Consider the following 16260-nt stretch of genomic DNA (forward strand, 5'->3'; position numbering starts at 1 on the left):
TGTCATTGTGTTTGTCGCGTTAGTCCTCTAGTAATTGACCTATGACAGTGATCCTGAGGTCCCTTGAAACGGCTGTACCTGACACGGTCCTGGTGCAGTCCCAGGTCCGGGACGCGTTCGCGGCGCAGCCGGGACTCACGCGGCTGGGGCAGCGCCTCGTCGGGGCTGCCTTCGACTCCTCCGGCATCGAGACCCGGCACAGCGTCATCGGGGAGTTCACTCTCGGCAAGTCCTTCGACGACCCCGTCTTCTTCGACCGGGAGAACATGCTGGTCCTCTCGCCGAGCACCAAGACCCGCAACGAGGCCTACGCCGAGGAGGGTGCGAAACTCTTCATCGAGGCCGGGCGGAAGGCACTGGAAGCTGCTCCGGGCATCGAGGCCGCGGACATCACGCACGTCGTCACGGTCTCCTGCACCGGCTTCTTCGCTCCGGGCCCCGACTACAAGGTGGTGCGTGCCCTGGGCCTCAACCCGTCGGTGCAGCGCTCCCACCTCGGCTTCATGGGCTGCTATGCGGCCCTCCCCGCGCTGCGGTCCGCGAAGGCCTTCTGCGAGGCGGACCCGGATGCCGTCGTCCTCGTGATCTCGGCGGAGCTGTGCTCCCTGCACGTCCGCTCGTCGAACAACCCCGACACCATCGTGGGATCCTCCCTGTTCGCCGACGGTGCGGCGGCCGCCATCGTCTCCGCGCGGGACATCCCCCTGGAGGGGCCCGCCCTCAGCCTGGACCACTTCGAGACGGTCCTGACGCCCGTCGGGGAGGAGTCCATGGCCTGGAACATCGGCGACGAGGGTTTCGAGATGGTCCTCGGCACCTACGTCCCCCACATCATCGACGACCACATCGTGGGCGCCCTCGAACCGCTCCTGGCCCGGGACGCGTCGCTGCAGGGCCTCGACTACTCGGACATCGAGCACTGGGCCATCCATCCCGGCGGCCGCAGCATCCTCGACAAGGTGGAGGCGAAACTCGGCCTGAGCGAGCAACAGCTCGTCCCGGCGCGCGAGACCCTGCGCGACTACGGGAACATGAGCAGCGCAACCGTGATGTTCGTGCTTCGGAACATCCTCGATACGCCGGCCACCGACGGGAACAACCGGATCTGCTCGATGGCGTTCGGCCCCGGCCTCACGGTCGAGACCGCACTGCTCACCAGGATCGGCGCACACCCCTCCTCCGACGCCGCGGCAGCGCGCACGACGGCAGCGGGCACGACGGTCCGCGACGTGTCCGTCGCAGAGGACCTCAAGCCCGTTCTCGCAGAAGCCGGAGCATGAGCCGAGTCGGGTTCCTCGCACAGCGGGACCCGGAGGCCATCGAGGAGATGGACCGGCCCGACTGCGACCTACGGAAGCTCGAGCGGACCTACGCCCAGTTCGGAGTCGTCAACGCCGTGGTGTCGGGCTGGCGGCGCACCTACGCCTCGCTGCTCCGGCCGGCCTTCTCACGGGACCGCACGAACACTCTGCTGGACATCGGCTCGGGTGGTGGCGATGTACCGCGGGCGATCGCGCGCTGGGCTCGCCGTGACGGCTTCCGGCTCGAGGTGACGGCGATCGATCCCGACGAGCGCGCCCACGCCTACGCGTCGTCGCGCCCGCCCCTGCCGGGGCTGTCCTTCCGGCGCGCCCTGAGTGCCGAGCTCGTTGCCGAGGGCGCGGTATTCGACGCCGTGGCCTCCAACCACGTCCTGCACCACCTCGACCCCGCCGGCTTCACCGGCCTCCTCGACGACACGGAGCGGCTGGCACGGCGCGTCGCGGTCCACAGCGACATCGCCCGGCACCCGCTCGGGTACGCCCTGTTCTCGGCCGGCACGCTGCCGCTCCCCGGGTCCTACATCCGCCGGGACGGCCTGACCTCCATCCGCCGGAGCTACACGCCGGACGAGCTGCGCTCCTCGATCGCGGACCGCGACGGCTGGCAGGTACGCACGGCCGCGCCGTTCATCAACCTGCTGGTCCTGGATCGATCTCCCGGAGTACCGCACGGTGCATGATGTGATCGTCGTCGGCGCCGGTCCGGTGGGACTGTACACCGCACTGCTCCTGCGCCGGGCGGGCCTCGACGCCGTCGTGCTCGAACGCCGCACGGTACGCAGCCGCCATTCGCGGGCCATCGGGATCCACCCACCGGCGCTGCGGGCCCTCGCCTCGGGGGGCATCGCCGATGAGCTGCGCGACCGCGGGGTCCTCATCCGCGAAGGAGCCGCACGGAGCGCGGGACGGCCGGTGGGCACGCTGTCGTTCGGCACCCTGCCCGGCGACGAGAAGTACGTGCTCGCCGTACCGCAGGCCGTCACCGAGGAGGTCCTCGAACGCCGGCTCGAGGAGGCCTTCCCCGGCACCCTGCGGCGCGGCGTCGCCGTCGTCGGGACGCGGGACACAGGCGGTTCCGTCCTGGCCGCCACGAGGACCGAGCGGGAGGACGGCGTCCTCGCAGCAAGGCTCGTCGTCGCCGCGGACGGAGCCCGAAGTCCGCTCAGGGACGCCGCGGGGATCCGCGCGCCGGTGCGGCGCTACCCGGACTGCTATGTGATGGGGGATTTCCGGGACAGCACGCAGGACGGCGACGACGCCGTCCTCTACCTCGAGACCGGTGGCATCGTCGAGTCCTTTCCCCTCCCCGGCGGCATCCGCCGCTGGGTGGTCCGCGTCGGATGTCCGGTGGAACGCCCGACGGCGGAGGACCTCACGCAGCTCATCCTCGAAAGGACGGGCGTCGGCGTCGATCCGGGCACCAACTCGATGCTCAGCGCCTTCGAGGTCCAGTCGCGGCTCGCTGACCGCTTCGTCTCGGGGCGCATGGTGCTGGTCGGCGACGCGGCGCACGAGGTGTCTCCCATCGGCGGACAGGGCATGAACCTGGGCTGGCTCGACGCCGTCCGGCTGGTACCGATCGTCGCGGCGTCGGTGCGGGACGGGCGGGACGTCGCCGGGGAGCTCGTGCTGTACGAGAAGGAACGCCGCGCCGAGGCCACGGTGGCACGCCGGAAGGCCGCCATCAACATGGCGCTGGGACGTCCGCTGCCGGCGCCACTGATGCGTCTCCGCAATGCGGTCTTCGGGTCGCTCCTAAGGAGCGACGCGGTCGCCGGGGGCATCGCGCGCGCCTTCACCATGCAGTAGGAGACTGCGCCGCCTGCAGTTGCCCGCCGACGCAGAAACCCCCGCAGCGTACCGCCGCCTGCACCGGAGGGTGCGGAGCGGCAGGGGCGCTGCGGGGGTCAGCCGGGCCAGGAGACCGGAGGGCCTACTTCTTGAACAGGCCCTTCTTGACGTTCTCGGGGCGCTGCATCTCGCCCTGCTTCGCACCCATCACCACGACGATGCCGCTGATGAGGGGCAGGAGCCACTGGGTGACCTTGAGCTGCGACTGTGCCTTCGCCAGTTCGTCGCTGGCGCCGGGACGGGGCTCGGTCGCGCCCGCGCTACCCTGCTCGGCGAGCTCACCGACCTTCTTGCCGAGGATGCCCGAGTACAGCGAGAGCGCCATACCCAGGACGGTGACGACGGACTTCCAGACGGTGTTGGAACCGACGCTGTCCTGGGCGGCGACGCGACCCTTGTTGCCGAGGATCAGGCCGATGCCACCGACCGCGTGGGCTGCGAAGGCGGCGACCTGGACCGGGGTCCACTTGGCCCAGCCGAGGGACGAGAGGCGTGTGCGCTCCTTGGGGTCCTTCGCCTTGCCGGTTGCACCGTTGAGTCCGACAGCGCCCATCAGGGTGCCGCCGAACCATGCAGCGGCGCCGAGGTCGTGGGCTGATCGTGCCAAAAGGTTTCCTGCCATGATGTGAAGCTCCTTAGACGTTGGTTCGACCTACGCCTCTACATTTATCAGCATGCTTAGGATTAAGCTACGGGAAACCCGCCCGGAGAGACCGGGTGGGATCCTTCCCGGAGAACTGCTACGAGAGGCCGACGCGCATGAAGGACGATACGAACGATCTCGACCAGGTGTGGCCCGAGTGGAAGGATGCGGTCAACATGAGCGCCTCCCAGCTCGCGGCATGGCTGGACACCGAAGAATCGCGGTCGGTGGGCCAGAAGGAGTCGGACTCGGACGAGTCCGTGGGGCACAGATCGGGCAGGCGGATCATCGACATCCTGAACACGAAGCACGACGACCTCACGGACGACGACGTCGAGCACATGCACAAGGTCGTGGGCTACGTCCACCGCCATCTCGCCCAGCGACCCACCAAGGAGGACATCGAATCCTCGAAGTGGCGCTACTCGCTCATGAACTGGGGACACGATCCCCTGAAATAGCAGCAGAGAGGTAGCAGCAACCGGCACCCTCGAGGCGACGGAGGGCGCCCCGCTGGTGCGGGACGCCCTGCGCTGCGTCGGCCGGTTACTTCTTCGTCAGCGCGCTTTCCTTGTGCGCCGCTTTCTTGCCGGACTTCGAGCTCTCGACGGTGTAGTACGGCTCGTCCTTCGATGCGTTGAACTTCTGATCGTCGAACGTGAACTCCTTCTCGTGCTTCTCCACGACCTTGCCCTCGGTCGTGCCCTGGGACGTGTTCCAGGTGACCGTGTCGCCCTTGCGAAATGACATCGCGCTCCTTCTCCGAGGTGGTTGTGCTTCCGACACTCTCATCGGAGGAGAAGAAACGGAAGCCTACTGGTCGAGGTGCGTGGGCGCGAAGAGCCGCACGAGCGTCTCCACCACGACGACGTTGGGGCCGTCGGCCGCGAGGCTCTCGCGAAGGGCCGTGCCGATGTCCTCGGGTGCCACGCGGCGGGCCGGCACCCCGAAGGACTCGGCGAGGGCCACGAAATCGGGGCGCGCGAGTTCGGTCGCCGTAGCCTTGCCGAAGGCACCCTCCATGTATTCGCGGAGGATGCCGTAGCCGCCGTCGTCGACGATCAGCCACGTGACGGGGATGTCGTGCTGCCGGGCGGTCGCCAGTTCGGCGATCGAGTACATCGCCGATCCGTCGCCGGACACGGCGAGGACCCTCGCGGGAAGCCCCCGGGACTCCAGGCCGACGGAACCACCGATGGCTCCGGGGAAGCCGAAGCCCAGACCGCCGGCGCCCTGCGCGGAGTGGAACTGGCCCTCGCGGGCGTCCCAGCAGCTCCAGGCCCAGTAGGCCGAGATCGTCATGTCCCAGAAGGTCTGCATGCCCGCGGGGACGGCGTCACGGATGTCCTGGAGGAACGCCCGCTCCTTGGCGAGGTCCTGTGCGTCGAGCCTCGAGCGCACCTTCGCGAGGGTCCCGGCCACGAGTGCGGCGGCGTCGTACCCGGGCTCGCGGTCCCGGTCGAGCGGCTCGAGCGCGGCGTCGAGGGCGGCGAGCGCCTGCCCGGCGTCGGCCCGGATGCCGAGTGCCGGCCGGTTGGACTCGAGGACGCGCGGTTCGGCGTCGATCTGGATGATGCGTCCACGCGGTTCCAGGGTGAAGTAGTTGGAGGTGACCTCGCCGAGCGACGAGCCGACGACGAGCAGGACGTCGGCGTCCTCGAGCACCTCGGTGACGTGCCGGTCCTCGACCCAGGACTGGAGGGACAGCTCGTGCGTCCAGGGAAAGGCCCCGTTGCCGCCCGGCGAGCACACCACGGGAGCGCCGAGCTTCTCGGCGACGGACAGGAGCCATTTCTCGGCCCTGCCCCGCCGCGTCCCGCCGCCGGCGACGATCGCCGGCCGCCGGGAGTCCCTGAGCCAGGCGACGGCTTCCCGTACCAGTTCGATCCTCGGAGGATTGTCGAAGGGTTCCGCGAGTGCGTCCTCCACCGTCGGGACCATCACGGGATCCAGCAGGACGTTCTGCGGCACCTCGACCCACACGGGGCCCTGCGGGGACGAGACGGCCTCGGTCCAGGCGTCCTGGATGGCCGAGGGGATGCCGGAGGCGTGCTGGATCAGGCGCTGGCTCTTCGTGACGTTCGCCGCTGACGCCTTCTGGTCATCGAGCTGGTGCAGCATTCCCTTGCGTCGCGCCCCGAGTCCCTCGAGGGGGATCTGGCTCGCGACGACGACCATGGGCACGCCGGTCGCGTAGGCCTCCTGCAGTCCTGCGAGCGAGGTCAGCGCGCCGGGCCCGGTGGAGAGGAACAGGACGCCGACGTCGCCGGTGGCCCGGGAGAAGCCGTCGGCGGCGAAGGCCGAGTTGTTCTCGACGCGGGACGACACGAAGCGGAGGTCGGAACGGGACAGGGCGTCGAAGAGGCCGAGCGCGTGCTGGCCGGGGATGCCGAACACTGTCGTGGCACCCAGGGCGGACAGCGTCTCGACGACGAGGTCACCGCCGTTCCGCTGTCCATTGACGGGGCTGGGGGGCGCGGAGGCTGCGCCGCCGGTGACGTCCATCTACTTGTCCCCGGCGGCGGGAGTCAGGGTGTCGGCCATCAGCGTCACGAGGTCGTAGGCGACGTGGGAGGCTGCGACGCCGGTGAGTTCGGCGTGGTCGTAGGCGGGAGCGACCTCGACGACGTCGGCGCCGACGAGGTTCAGGCCGCGCAGTCCGCGCAGGATCTCAAGCAGTTCCCGGCTCGTGATGCCGCCCGCTTCGGGTGTTCCGGTACCGGGCGCGTGCGCCGGGTCGAGCACGTCGATGTCCACCGACACGTAGAGGGGGCGGTTGCCGATCCGCGTCCGCAGCTTGTCGACCACCTCGTCCACGCCCTGCCGGTAGACGTCGGAGGACGTCACAATGCCGAAGCCGAAGCGGCGGTCGTCCTCGAGGTCCCGGACGCCGTAGAGGGGGCCGCGCGTGCCGACGTGCGAGATGGCCTCGGTGTCGAGGATGCCCTCCTCCACGGCCCGCCGGAAGGGGGTGCCGTGGGTGTACTCGGCGCCGAAGTAGGTGTCCCAGGTGTCGAGGTGGGCATCGAAGTGCAGCATGGCGACGGGGCTTCCGGCTCGTTCCGCGGCTGCACGGAGCAGCGGCAGGGCGATGGTGTGGTCGCCGCCGAGGGTCACGAGGCGCGTCCCGTCCGCCGTCAGGTCCAGCGCGTTCTGCTGGACCGTCTCGATGGCCTCGTGGATGTTGAACGGGTTGACGGCCATGTCGCCGGCATCGGCGACCTGCACGCGCTCGAACGGCGAGACGTCGAGCGCCGGGTTGTACGGCCGCAGGAGGCGCGACGCCTCGCGGATGTGGTTGCCACCGAAGCGTGCCCCGGGCCGGTAGGACACCCCAGAGTCGAAGGGCACGCCGACGACCGCGATGTCTGCGCGGTCCACCTGGTCCAGGCGCGGCAGCCGCGCGAAGGTCGCCGCACCTGCATAGCGGGGAATACGGGAGGAGTCGATGGGGCCGAGGTGGCCGCCTCCGGTGACGCGCAGTTCTTCCACAGCTTCCATCCGATCCGAGCTTAAAAGTTGCCCAATATGCACCAAACGTTTTGCACAAGGCTATTCTCCTGCCCGAGCCCGGTCAAGGATCGGAACGGAGAGCGGTTGCATCAAGGAAGTGTTAAGACGCCCGGAATGCGACCGCCCCGGTCCTACGGTGATGCAGTGAGTTCATCATCGGTACGCACCCTACCGGCCCCGACGAGCAGGCGCCTCGAGCGCTGGCTGCTCAACGAGTCCAGCCAGCCCACCGCCCACCAGCCCGAACCGGAGCGGACGCAGTCCTGGTGGAAGGTGATGTGCCTGACCGGCGTCGACTACTTCTCCACCCTCGGCTACCAGCCGGCCATCGCCGCAGCCGCCGCCGGCGTCCTCTCCCCTCTCGCCACCCTCATCCTGGTGGCCGTGACGCTCTTCGCCGCACTCCCCGTGTACAAGCGCGTGGCAGCGGAGAGCCCGCGCGGCGAAGGCTCCATCGCGATGCTGGAGAAGCTGCTGCCCAAGTGGCGCGGCAAGATCTTCGTCCTGGTCCTGCTCGGCTTCGCCGCAACCAGCTTCCTCATCACCATGACCCTGTCCGCCGCGGACGCCAGCGCGCACCTCATCGAGAACCCCTTCGCCCCCGCCTGGCTGCAGGGCCAGGAGGTCCTGATCACCGTGGTGTTCCTCGGCCTGCTGTCCGCCGTCTTCCTGCGGGGGTTCCGCGAGGCCATCGGCATCGCGGTCGCGCTCGTCGCGGTCTTCCTGCTGCTGAACCTGTGCGTCGTCGTCGTCGCCGCCGTGGAGATCGTCGAGCAGGGCGGACTGGTGGGCGACTGGTGGTCCGCGCTCACCACCCAGCACGGCAATCCGCTCGTGATGGTGGGGCTCGCCGTCCTGATCTTCCCGCGCCTCGCACTCGGCCTCTCGGGCTTCGAGACCGGCGTCGTCGTGATGCCCCAGATCAATGGCAGGCCCGGCGACACGGACGAGAACCCCGCGGGCCGCATCGCCGGCGCGCACAGGCTCCTCACGTCCGCAGCGCTCATCATGAGCGGCTTCCTCATCGCCTCGAGCTTCGTCACCACGCTGCTCATTCCCGCCGAGGCCTTCGCCGAAGGTGGGCCGGCGAACGGCCGGGCACTCGCCTACCTCGCGCACGAGTACCTCGGCGACGGCTTCGGCACCGCATACGACGTCTCGACGATCGGCATCCTCTGGTTCGCCGGGGCCTCCGCCATGACCGGCCTGCTCAATCTCGTACCGCGCTACCTGCCGCGCTACGGCATGGCACCGGCGTGGGCCAAGGCCGTCCGCCCGCTCGTGCTGGTCATCACACTGATCGCCATCCTGGTGACCTTCTTCTTCCGGGCCGACGTCGAAGCGCAGGGCGGCGCATACGCCACCGGCGTCCTCGCCCTCATCACCTCGGCGTCCGTCGCCGTCACGCTCTCGGCCCGCCGCAGGCACCAGCGGGGACGGACCATCGGTTTCGGTATCGCCGCCGCGGTCTTCGTGCTGACGACGGCCGTGAACATGATCGAGCGCCCCGACGGGCTCAAGATCGCCACCTGCTTCATCCTCGGCATCATCGTCATCTCGTTCGTCTCCCGCTCGCGCCGTGCCTTCGAGCTGCGGGCCACGAGCATCCGCCTCGACGAGACGGCACTGTCCTTCGTCAGTGCGCAGGACGACGGCGAGATCCTGCTGATCGCCCATGAGCCCAAGCGCCTGAGCGGCTCCGCCTACCGTCACAAGCTCCAGCACGCCTGCGCGGTCTCCCACTTCCCGAAGACCGCCATGCCCCTCTTCATCGAGGTGACCGTCGACGATTCCTCGGACTTCGAGACGGAGCTGCAGGTGCGCGGCGTGCTGCGCCACGGCTTCCGCATCCTGGAGGTCCACAGCTCCAACGTGCCGAACACCATCGCCGCGGTGATGCTGCACATCCGCGACATCACCGGGCTCATGCCCCACGTGTACTTCCGGTGGACCGAGGGCGACCCCGTCGCCAACCTGTTCAAGTTCCTGTTCACGGGCGAGGGCGAGATCGCCCCGGTGACGCGTGAGGTCCTGCGCGCCGCGGAGCCGGACGTGACCAAGCGCCCGTGGGTGCACGTCGGCTGACGGTGCACCCGGGCGAAGACCGACTACTTTCCTGACGCCGCGGGCACGAGTGTCCACAGCACGACGGCTGTGCGCCCCTCCGGGTTCAGCCAGGTGTGGGGTTCGCGGCCCGGGAAGGTCACGGTGTCCCCGGCGTCCAGTTCGTACCGGTCGTTGGAGAAGATGAGCACGAACCGACCCTCGATCACATGCAGGGTCTCCACCTCGCAGTCCACGGAGTAGAGCTCGTCCTCTCCCCGGCCGTGCGGTTCGACGACGGCGCGGATCATCTGCAGCCGCCGCTCCGAGCGCGCCGTCATCAGTCGCTCGTTGATGCCCTCCCCGCCGAGGCTGATGCGCGGGGCTTCCGCGAGGCGCGTCAGGTGCGTCTCCGGCACGAGGAACAGGTCGCCGATGGAGATCGACAGGACCTGGCACAGCGTCACGAGCGAGGCGACGGACGGCGACGTGAGGTCCCGCTCCACCCTGCTGAGGAAACCCTTGGTCAGGCCCGTGGAGTCGGCGACCTGCTCGATGGTCATGCGCTGGGCCTGGCGCGCGGCCCGGATGCGCGAGCCTATGGCGACCGGCGTGTTCGTCGGCTCGACGGGCAGGGCCTTCATGCTTGTCCTCTCCTACGGCAATCCTGGAAGCTTACCCGTTCCCCGACGGTCATCCGGCTGACACACGAGCTTGCCATGATTGGCAAGTGACGCCCGTCACGAGTAGCTTAACGGTCAACAATAGTTGCCCTTAGGGCATCGGCAGCCAAAGGACCTCTTCATGCAAGCACTCAACATCGGCATCGTGGTGGCGTACCTCGTCGCCATGCTCGGCTTCGGATGGTGGGGCAAATCCCGCACCCGGAACGCCAGCGACTACCTCGTCGCGGGACGGCGCCTCGGTCCGTTGCTCTACACCGGGACCATGGCCGCCGTCGTCCTCGGCGGGGCATCCACTGTCGGGGGCGTGGGCCTGGGTTACCAGTACGGCATTTCCGGGATGTGGCTCGTGGTGGCCATCGGCACGGGCGTCCTGCTGCTCAGCCTCCTGTTCGCTCCCACCATCCAGCGGCTGAGGATCTACACGGTCTCCCAGATGCTCACGCTGCGCTACGGGCACCGGGCCACCCGGGTCTCGGGCATCGTGATGCTCGCCTACACGCTGATGCTCTGCGCCACGTCCACCGGTGCCTATGCCACGATCTTCGTGGTGCTCTTCGGCTGGGACCGGGCGGCGTCCATCGCCGTCGGCGGCGTGATCGTGCTGATCTACTCCACGGTCGGTGGCATGTGGTCCATCACCCTGGCGGACATGGCGCAGTTCGTCATCAAGACCGTCGGCGTCTTCGCCCTCATGCTCCCCTTCTCGCTGGCCGCGGCCGGGGGTTTCTCCGGGATCGCCGAACGGGCCGGGGACGAGTTCTTCAGCATCACGGGGATCGGCGCGCAGAGCATCATCACCTACTTCGTGGTCTACACGCTCGGACTGCTGATCGGCCAGGACATCTGGCAGCGCGTCTTCACGTCCCGCACGCCGGAGATCGCCCGCTGGGGCGGTTCCGCCGCCGGCATCTACTGCATCCTCTACGGCGTCGCGGGCGCCGTCATCGGCATGAGCGCCAGCGTCATCCTGCCCGCCATCGAGTCCCGGGACGACGTCTACGCGGACGTCGCCCTGAACGTCCTGCCGATCGGCGTCGGCGGGCTCGTCCTCGCCGCGGCCGTGGCCGCCATGATGTCGACCGCGTCCGGCGCACTGATCGCCGCCGCCACCGTCGCACGGACCGACGTCGTCCCCTTCGTTGCCGGCTGGTTCGGCAGGGAGACCGAGGAACGCGCGACGTCTGACCACGACGTCCGGTCCAGCCGCTGGTGGGTCCTCGGCCTCGGCATCGTCACGATCGCTCTTGCCGTGATCGTGCAGGACGTGGTGGCCGCCCTGACCATCGCCTACGACATCCTCGTCGGCGGGCTCCTGGTGGCGATCCTCGGTGGCCTGGTCTGGCGTCGCGGCAACGGCATCGGAGCAGGAGCGTCCATGGCAGCAGGCACGCTCGTCACACTCGGCGTCATGGCCTATCTCGAGATCACCGCGGAGAACCAGTACGACGGCATCTATGCCAACGAGCCGATCTACTACGGGCTCGCGGTGTCCGCGCTCGTGTACGTCGCCGCCTCGCTGGCCACGCGCCCCACGGCTCCGGACGTCATGGCGGCGTGGGACCGCCGCGTTGCCGGCCAGGTCCCGGACGACGTCCCGGTCGAAGCAGGCCACTGACCCGACAGCGCACGTCCGGGTCAGCTGACCTGGAACGAAGGAGGGCTACCGGCGGTTGCCGGCAGCCCTCCTTCGTTCCGCGTCCAGGGGACGCCCCTGAGCAGCCCTCAGCGACCTGCCGCCGAGGATCCGCCCCGGCTGCCGCCGGCATCGCCGGCGGACCCGCTGTCGAGGTCATCCTGCCCTTCGACCTTGCGGTGCTGGGTGCCCGGCCGCTCGGTCGATTCCTCCGCGGCGACGGTCGCGGCGGCCAACGCCTCGTCCTGCTCCTCCTTGGGCGTCGAGCTCAGGCCGTGCCCGGTCTCGTCCAGCGCCGTGAGCCGCTCGGCCTTGTCGACCTCGGCCTCCGTGATCTCGTCATCCTTCTCCTGGTTCCAGGCCTTGATCGCAGCCCAGCCGACCGCGGCCACGGGGACGGACAGGATGGCACCGATGATGCCGGCGAGGATGGTGCCGGCGGTGAGGGCCAGCAGGATCACGAGGGCATGCACCTGCAGCGTACGGCCCATGACGACCGGCTGCAGGAAGTTGCCCTCGAGCTGGTTGACGACGATCACCACGATGATGACCATCAGCGCCACGAACGGCCCGTTGGCCACGAGAGCGATCAGGGCGGCGAGGACTCCGGCCAGCGTCGCACCGACCAGGGGGATGAACGCGCCGATGAAGACGATCGCAGCCAGTGGCAGCGCGAGCGGGACCCCGAGCAACAGGAGCGCGACCCCGATGAAGACGGAGTCGACCAGTGCCACGATCGCCGTGCCGCGCACGTAGCCACCGAGGACCGCCATGCTGCTGTAGCCGACCCGACGGGCCTTCACGAGGCGCCTGCCCTTGAAGGCGCGGAGCATGAACGCCCAGATCTTCTCGCCGTCCTTGAGGAAGAAGAACAGGATGACCACCATCAGCAGTGCGCCGGCGGTGAAGTTACCCGCCGCGCTGAGGCCGGAGATCGCCCCCGCACCCACCGTGCTGCTCGTGGCGAAATCGACTGCCCAGTCCCGCGCCTGCTGGATCTGTGCGTCATCGATCGGGATGGGACCGTTCTGCGCGAATTCGTAGAGCTTGTCGAACCCCTCCGTCGCCGAGGACACGAGTTCACCGGCCTGCCCCATGACAGCGAACACGATGCCCGTGATCAGCCCGCCGAAGAGAAGCAGGAGCAACAGGAAGGAGACCGCGGTCGCCGAGGAGGCGCCCCAGCCTCGGCGGCGCAGCAGACTCACGAACGGACCGATGGCGGCCGCCAGGATCAGCGCCAGCAGCATCGGGATCACCACGAGCCGAACCTGGATCAGGGCGTACACGGCCACCACGGCGAGCACCAGGAGCAGGAGTACCTGCGCCACACGGATGCTGACGCGCCCCAGGGTGTCGTGCCAGGGGCTCTGTGGAGCGGACGTTTCCGCCCGCGCGTAGGGAGTCATCGATTGTCACCTTTTCCTTCGGCCCGAGGGCCATTGTCGAGCAATTGTGTGCGCACCTCGCGCCGGAGGACCTTGCCGATCAGGGACCGGGGCAGGTCCTCGGCCTGCACGATGATGCGTGGGACCTTGTAGGCGGCGAGCGCCGCCCGGCAGGAGGACCGGAGCGCCCCGGCATCGAGGACGGCGCCGGGTGCGAGGACGACGACGGCGGCGACGTCCTCGCCCCCGCCGGCCCGCGGGAGCCCGACGACGGCCGCATCCCTCACGTCGGGATGGGCCCTGAGCGCGTCCTCCACCTCGGACGGCGCCACGTTGAAACCGCCGGTGATGATCAGTTCCTTGATGCGGTCGACGATCGAGATGAAGCAGTCCTCGTCCATGCGGACGATGTCGCCGGTGCGGAACCAGCCTCCGTCGAGCAGGGCCGCGTGGGTCTCGTCGGGCCTGCGCCAGTAGCCCCCGAACACCTGGGGTCCGCGGATGAGCAGCTCCCCCGCCTCGCCCGGACCGCGGTCCCGGGTGGGGTCCTCCGGGTCGACGATCCGTACATCGGTGCCGGGGAACGGCACCCCGACGGTCCCCGGACGCCGGGTGGGACCGATCGGGTTGCCTGCCGCCACGGGCGAGGTCTCCGTCAGCCCATAGCCCTCGATCAGGTAGCCCCCCGTTGCCGCCTCCCAGGTCTCCACCGTGGACTGGGGCAGGTTCATCGCGCCGGAAATCGCGAACCGGATGCTGCGGAGGTCCGCTCCGCGTTCTGAAGCGCCCGCTGCGAGCCTGTCGTAGATGGGCGGTACGGCGGGCAGGAAGGTGGGCGGGCTCTTCCGTGCGGCGTCGAGCACCAGCCCGACGTCGAACCGGGGGAAGAGGACGAGACGGGCACCGATACTCATCGCGAACGTCAGGCACAGCGTGAGGCCGTAGGCGTGGAACATCGGCAGGACGGCGTACACGGTCTCGCGGCCCGCCTCGAGGCCGGGCACCCAGGCGCGGCCCTGGGCGGCGTTGGCCAGCAGGTTCCGGTGCGTGAGGATCGCGCCCTTGGGCGCGCCGGTGGTGCCGCTGGTGTACTGGAGGACGGCCGTGTCCTGCGGCGCCGGGCGGGGATGCCGGTGCGGCAGGGGGCGGTGGCGGAGCAGGTCCCTCCACGTCACCACGGTCCGGGGACCGGTCGGCTTCTCCGTCGTCGTGAGCGCGGCCCTCGCGTCGCGGGCCCGGCGGACAGGCAGTTTCAGGGCGAGCCGGCGGGATGCGGGCATGGCGCGGACGAGGTCGACCGTCACGACGGCGGTGACCGGGATGTCCCCGGGCAGCCGCTGGACGCGCGGGGCCACCCGGTCCCAGACGATCGCCACCTTCGCCCCGTGGTCCTCGAACTGGTGCCTCAGCTCGCGGTCGGTGTAGAGCGGGTTGTGCTCGACGACGATCGCCCCGAGGCGGAGGACGGCGTAGAAGGCGATGATGTGCTGGGGACAGTTCGGCAGCACGAGGGCCACCCGGTCGCCGGCGGTGACGCCGAGCGACCGCAGGCCCGCCGCCGCGCGCGCTACGGCGCCACCCAGGGTGCGGTACGTCGTCGGAGCGCCGAAGAATTCCAGAGCCGTCGCCGTACCATAGGTGCGGACTGAGGAATCGAGCAGGTCGGAGAGCGTGCCGTCGGGCACGTCGAAGGACCGGGGTACGCCGGGCGCGTAGCTCGCGACCCAGGGCCGGGCTGCCAAATCCATAAGCCTGCTTCCTGTTATCCGTTCGACTGTATCGCGGGTCTCCGGCTTCCGGTACCTGACCCGCCGGGAGGGAAGCTGCGGCCCGGCGGTCCGGGGCGGTCCGGTAGGATGGATGGTCGAAGGGGAGTAGCTCCGCGTCCAGAGGACGCGCGGCCTGTCGACATACTGGCGCCAGAGGTGCCCGGCAGTCCACCGGATCCACCCGGCGAGCGAGACCTTCGGCCGAATCAGCGCACCTGCGTTCCCCGGCCGGAGCCTCCCGCTTCGGCAGTGGTGCGCACGGGCACCCCGACCACCGGAGCATCCCCCGTGACATCCCCTGAGCAGTCCCCCTCCCGGAGCGACATCAAGCGCTGGCGCCAGTACCTCGCCGACGAGCGCGGCGAGGCTGCCACCTACCGCGACCTCGCCCGCCGCAGGACGGGTGAGGAGCGCGAGATCCTCCTCGGCCTGGCCGAGGCGGAAGGCCGCCACGAGGCGCACTGGCTCGCACTGCTCGGCAACGACGTCGGACGCCCCCTGAGGCCCTCCCTCCGCAACCGGATCCTCGGCGTGCTCGCCCGCCGCTTCGGGTCCGTCTTCGTCCTGGCCCTCGCGCAGCGCGCCGAAGGACGGTCCCCGTACGCGACCGACCCCTCCGCCACGAGCGCCATGGTGGCCGATGAGCAGATCCACGAGGAGGTGGTGCGCGGCCTCGCCACCCGCGGCCGCAACCGGCTGTCCGGGAACTTCCGGGCCGCGGTCTTCGGCGCGAACGACGGACTCGTCAGCAATCTCGCACTGGTCATGGGCATCGGTGCCACTGGCGTCTCTCCATCGTTCATCCTGTTCAGCGGGCTGGCAGGACTGCTGGCCGGCGCCCTGTCCATGGGCGCCGGTGAGTACGTGTCCGTCCGGTCCCAGCGCGAGCTGCTGTCGGCGACGCGCCCCACGCAGATCACCCTCACGGCGGCGAAGGAACTCGACATCGCGGCGAACGAGCTGGTGCTCGTCTACCGTGCGAGGGGAATGACGCCGGCCGCTGCCGAACATCGCGCCGCGGAGCGTCTCGGCCTGTACAGCTGCGACTGCGACCCGAGCTTCTCCCTCCAGCCCGAGGAGGACGACGCCGTCGACGAGCACGAGGCGGTCGGCACCGGCCTGGGCGCCGCGGCCTCGAGCTTCTGCTTCTTCGCCTCCGGCGCCATCATCCCCGTGCTCCCGTACCTGCTGGGGCTCAGCGGCGTGACGGCCGTCGTCGTCGCGTGCGTCCTGGTGGGACTGGCGCTGCTGGCCACGGGTGCGGTCGTCGCCCTGCTGTCGGGCGCCTCACCCCTGAGGCTGGCGCTCCGGCAGCTGGCGATCGGTCTCGGCGCGGCCGCCGTGACCTACCTGCTCGGCCTGCTCTTCGGCACCTCCGTGGCCTGAGCCGGCTCCCCCGGGCGACGCCGTGC

General features: G+C 69.6%; 14 protein-coding genes. 7 read left to right on the forward strand and 7 right to left on the reverse strand.

Translation table 11 applies throughout. The features are described from left to right. Positions 1–41: 41 nt before the first annotated feature. The 3 genes from ACX80H_RS12855 to ACX80H_RS12865 are packed head-to-tail and all read left to right on the forward strand — an operon-like array spanning position 42 to position 3131. Positions 42–1280, forward strand: coding sequence for a type III polyketide synthase (locus tag ACX80H_RS12855; protein ID WP_459313750.1), 1239 nt, complete (start codon positions 42–44; stop codon positions 1278–1280). Continuing rightward, complete coding sequence (locus ACX80H_RS12860; protein ID WP_459313751.1) at positions 1277–2002, forward strand: class I SAM-dependent methyltransferase; 726 nt, start codon at positions 1277–1279, stop codon at positions 2000–2002. The genes ACX80H_RS12855 and ACX80H_RS12860 overlap by 4 nt, the downstream gene beginning before the upstream one ends. After that, a complete protein-coding gene (locus ACX80H_RS12865; RefSeq protein ID WP_459313752.1) occupies positions 1995–3131 on the forward strand; it encodes an FAD-dependent oxidoreductase in 1137 nt (378 codons plus the stop codon). The genes ACX80H_RS12860 and ACX80H_RS12865 overlap by 8 nt, the downstream gene beginning before the upstream one ends. Positions 3132–3255: 124 nt before the next feature. On the opposite strand, the gene ACX80H_RS12870 is transcribed toward ACX80H_RS12865, so the two are convergent. Then, positions 3256–3795: a hypothetical protein gene (locus ACX80H_RS12870; protein WP_459313753.1), complete on the reverse strand. Its 540-nt coding sequence runs from the start codon at positions 3793–3795 to the stop codon at positions 3256–3258. Between the two features lie 137 nt (positions 3796–3932). On the opposite strand from ACX80H_RS12870, the gene ACX80H_RS12875 reads away from it, so the two are divergent. Beyond that, positions 3933–4277 (forward strand): DUF3140 domain-containing protein, encoded by a 345-nt coding sequence (locus ACX80H_RS12875; protein WP_459313754.1) that lies wholly within the window; start codon positions 3933–3935, stop codon positions 4275–4277. An 85-nt stretch (positions 4278–4362) separates the two neighbouring features. On the opposite strand, the gene ACX80H_RS12880 is transcribed toward ACX80H_RS12875, so the two are convergent. From ACX80H_RS12880 to speB, 3 genes are all read right to left on the reverse strand, one after another. After that, positions 4363–4566, reverse strand: coding sequence for a hypervirulence associated TUDOR domain-containing protein (locus ACX80H_RS12880; protein WP_459313755.1), 204 nt, complete (start codon positions 4564–4566; stop codon positions 4363–4365). A gap of 63 nt (positions 4567–4629) precedes the next feature. Next, positions 4630–6321 (reverse strand): thiamine pyrophosphate-binding protein, encoded by a 1692-nt coding sequence (locus ACX80H_RS12885; protein WP_459313756.1) that lies wholly within the window; start codon positions 6319–6321, stop codon positions 4630–4632. Further along, positions 6322–7308 carry an agmatinase gene (speB, locus tag ACX80H_RS12890; protein ID WP_459313757.1) on the reverse strand — a complete coding sequence of 329 codons (987 nt, stop codon included), beginning with the start codon at positions 7306–7308 and terminating at the stop codon, positions 6322–6324. A gap of 297 nt (positions 7309–7605) precedes the next feature. Here speB and ACX80H_RS12895 point away from each other — a divergent pair, with 297 nt between their 5' ends. Next, positions 7606–9414 (forward strand): APC family permease, encoded by a 1809-nt coding sequence (locus ACX80H_RS12895; RefSeq protein ID WP_459313840.1) that lies wholly within the window; start codon positions 7606–7608, stop codon positions 9412–9414. 23 nt (positions 9415–9437) lie between these two features. On the opposite strand, the gene ACX80H_RS12900 is transcribed toward ACX80H_RS12895, so the two are convergent. Further along, a complete protein-coding gene (locus ACX80H_RS12900; RefSeq protein WP_459313758.1) occupies positions 9438–10016 on the reverse strand; it encodes a helix-turn-helix domain-containing protein in 579 nt (192 codons plus the stop codon). A 160-nt stretch (positions 10017–10176) separates the two neighbouring features. Between ACX80H_RS12900 and ACX80H_RS12905 the strand changes: the two genes are divergently transcribed. Beyond that, positions 10177–11673: a sodium:solute symporter family protein gene (locus tag ACX80H_RS12905; protein ID WP_459313759.1), complete on the forward strand. Its 1497-nt coding sequence runs from the start codon at positions 10177–10179 to the stop codon at positions 11671–11673. A 107-nt stretch (positions 11674–11780) separates the two neighbouring features. Here ACX80H_RS12905 and ACX80H_RS12910 read toward each other — a convergent pair whose 3' ends face one another. Then, positions 11781–13100, reverse strand: coding sequence for an AI-2E family transporter (locus ACX80H_RS12910; protein WP_459313760.1), 1320 nt, complete (start codon positions 13098–13100; stop codon positions 11781–11783). Further along, entirely contained in the window at positions 13097–14827 is a 1731-nt protein-coding gene (locus ACX80H_RS12915; protein WP_459313761.1) for a long-chain-fatty-acid--CoA ligase, read from the reverse strand. Before ACX80H_RS12915 ends, ACX80H_RS12910 begins: the two co-directional genes overlap by 4 nt. Positions 14828–15136: 309 nt before the next feature. On the opposite strand from ACX80H_RS12915, the gene ACX80H_RS12920 reads away from it, so the two are divergent. Beyond that, complete coding sequence (locus ACX80H_RS12920; RefSeq protein ID WP_459313762.1) at positions 15137–16234, forward strand: VIT1/CCC1 transporter family protein; 1098 nt, start codon at positions 15137–15139, stop codon at positions 16232–16234. Positions 16235–16260: the final 26 nt, after the last annotated feature.

The sequence above is a fragment of the Arthrobacter pasteuri genome (genome assembly GCF_054510955.1).

What these genes read in the sequence shown, in the direction of transcription:
- ACX80H_RS12855 (WP_459313750.1), top strand. Translation starts at nt 42, where the DNA reads ATGACAGTGATCCTGAGGTCCCTTGAAACGGCTGTACCTGACACGGTC.
- ACX80H_RS12860 (WP_459313751.1), top strand. Translation starts at nt 1,277, where the DNA reads ATGAGCCGAGTCGGGTTCCTCGCACAGCGGGACCCGGAGGCCATCGAG.
- ACX80H_RS12870 (WP_459313753.1), bottom strand. Translation starts at nt 3,795, where the DNA reads ATGGCAGGAAACCTTTTGGCACGATCAGCCCACGACCTCGGCGCCGCT.
- ACX80H_RS12875 (WP_459313754.1), top strand. Translation starts at nt 3,933, where the DNA reads ATGAAGGACGATACGAACGATCTCGACCAGGTGTGGCCCGAGTGGAAG.
- ACX80H_RS12880 (WP_459313755.1), bottom strand. Translation starts at nt 4,566, where the DNA reads ATGTCATTTCGCAAGGGCGACACGGTCACCTGGAACACGTCCCAGGGC.
- ACX80H_RS12885 (WP_459313756.1), bottom strand. Translation starts at nt 6,321, where the DNA reads ATGGACGTCACCGGCGGCGCAGCCTCCGCGCCCCCCAGCCCCGTCAAT.
- ACX80H_RS12895 (WP_459313840.1), top strand. Translation starts at nt 7,606, where the DNA reads ATGTGCCTGACCGGCGTCGACTACTTCTCCACCCTCGGCTACCAGCCG.
- ACX80H_RS12900 (WP_459313758.1), bottom strand. Translation starts at nt 10,016, where the DNA reads ATGAAGGCCCTGCCCGTCGAGCCGACGAACACGCCGGTCGCCATAGGC.
- ACX80H_RS12905 (WP_459313759.1), top strand. Translation starts at nt 10,177, where the DNA reads ATGCAAGCACTCAACATCGGCATCGTGGTGGCGTACCTCGTCGCCATG.
- ACX80H_RS12910 (WP_459313760.1), bottom strand. Translation starts at nt 13,100, where the DNA reads ATGACTCCCTACGCGCGGGCGGAAACGTCCGCTCCACAGAGCCCCTGG.
- ACX80H_RS12915 (WP_459313761.1), bottom strand. Translation starts at nt 14,827, where the DNA reads ATGGATTTGGCAGCCCGGCCCTGGGTCGCGAGCTACGCGCCCGGCGTA.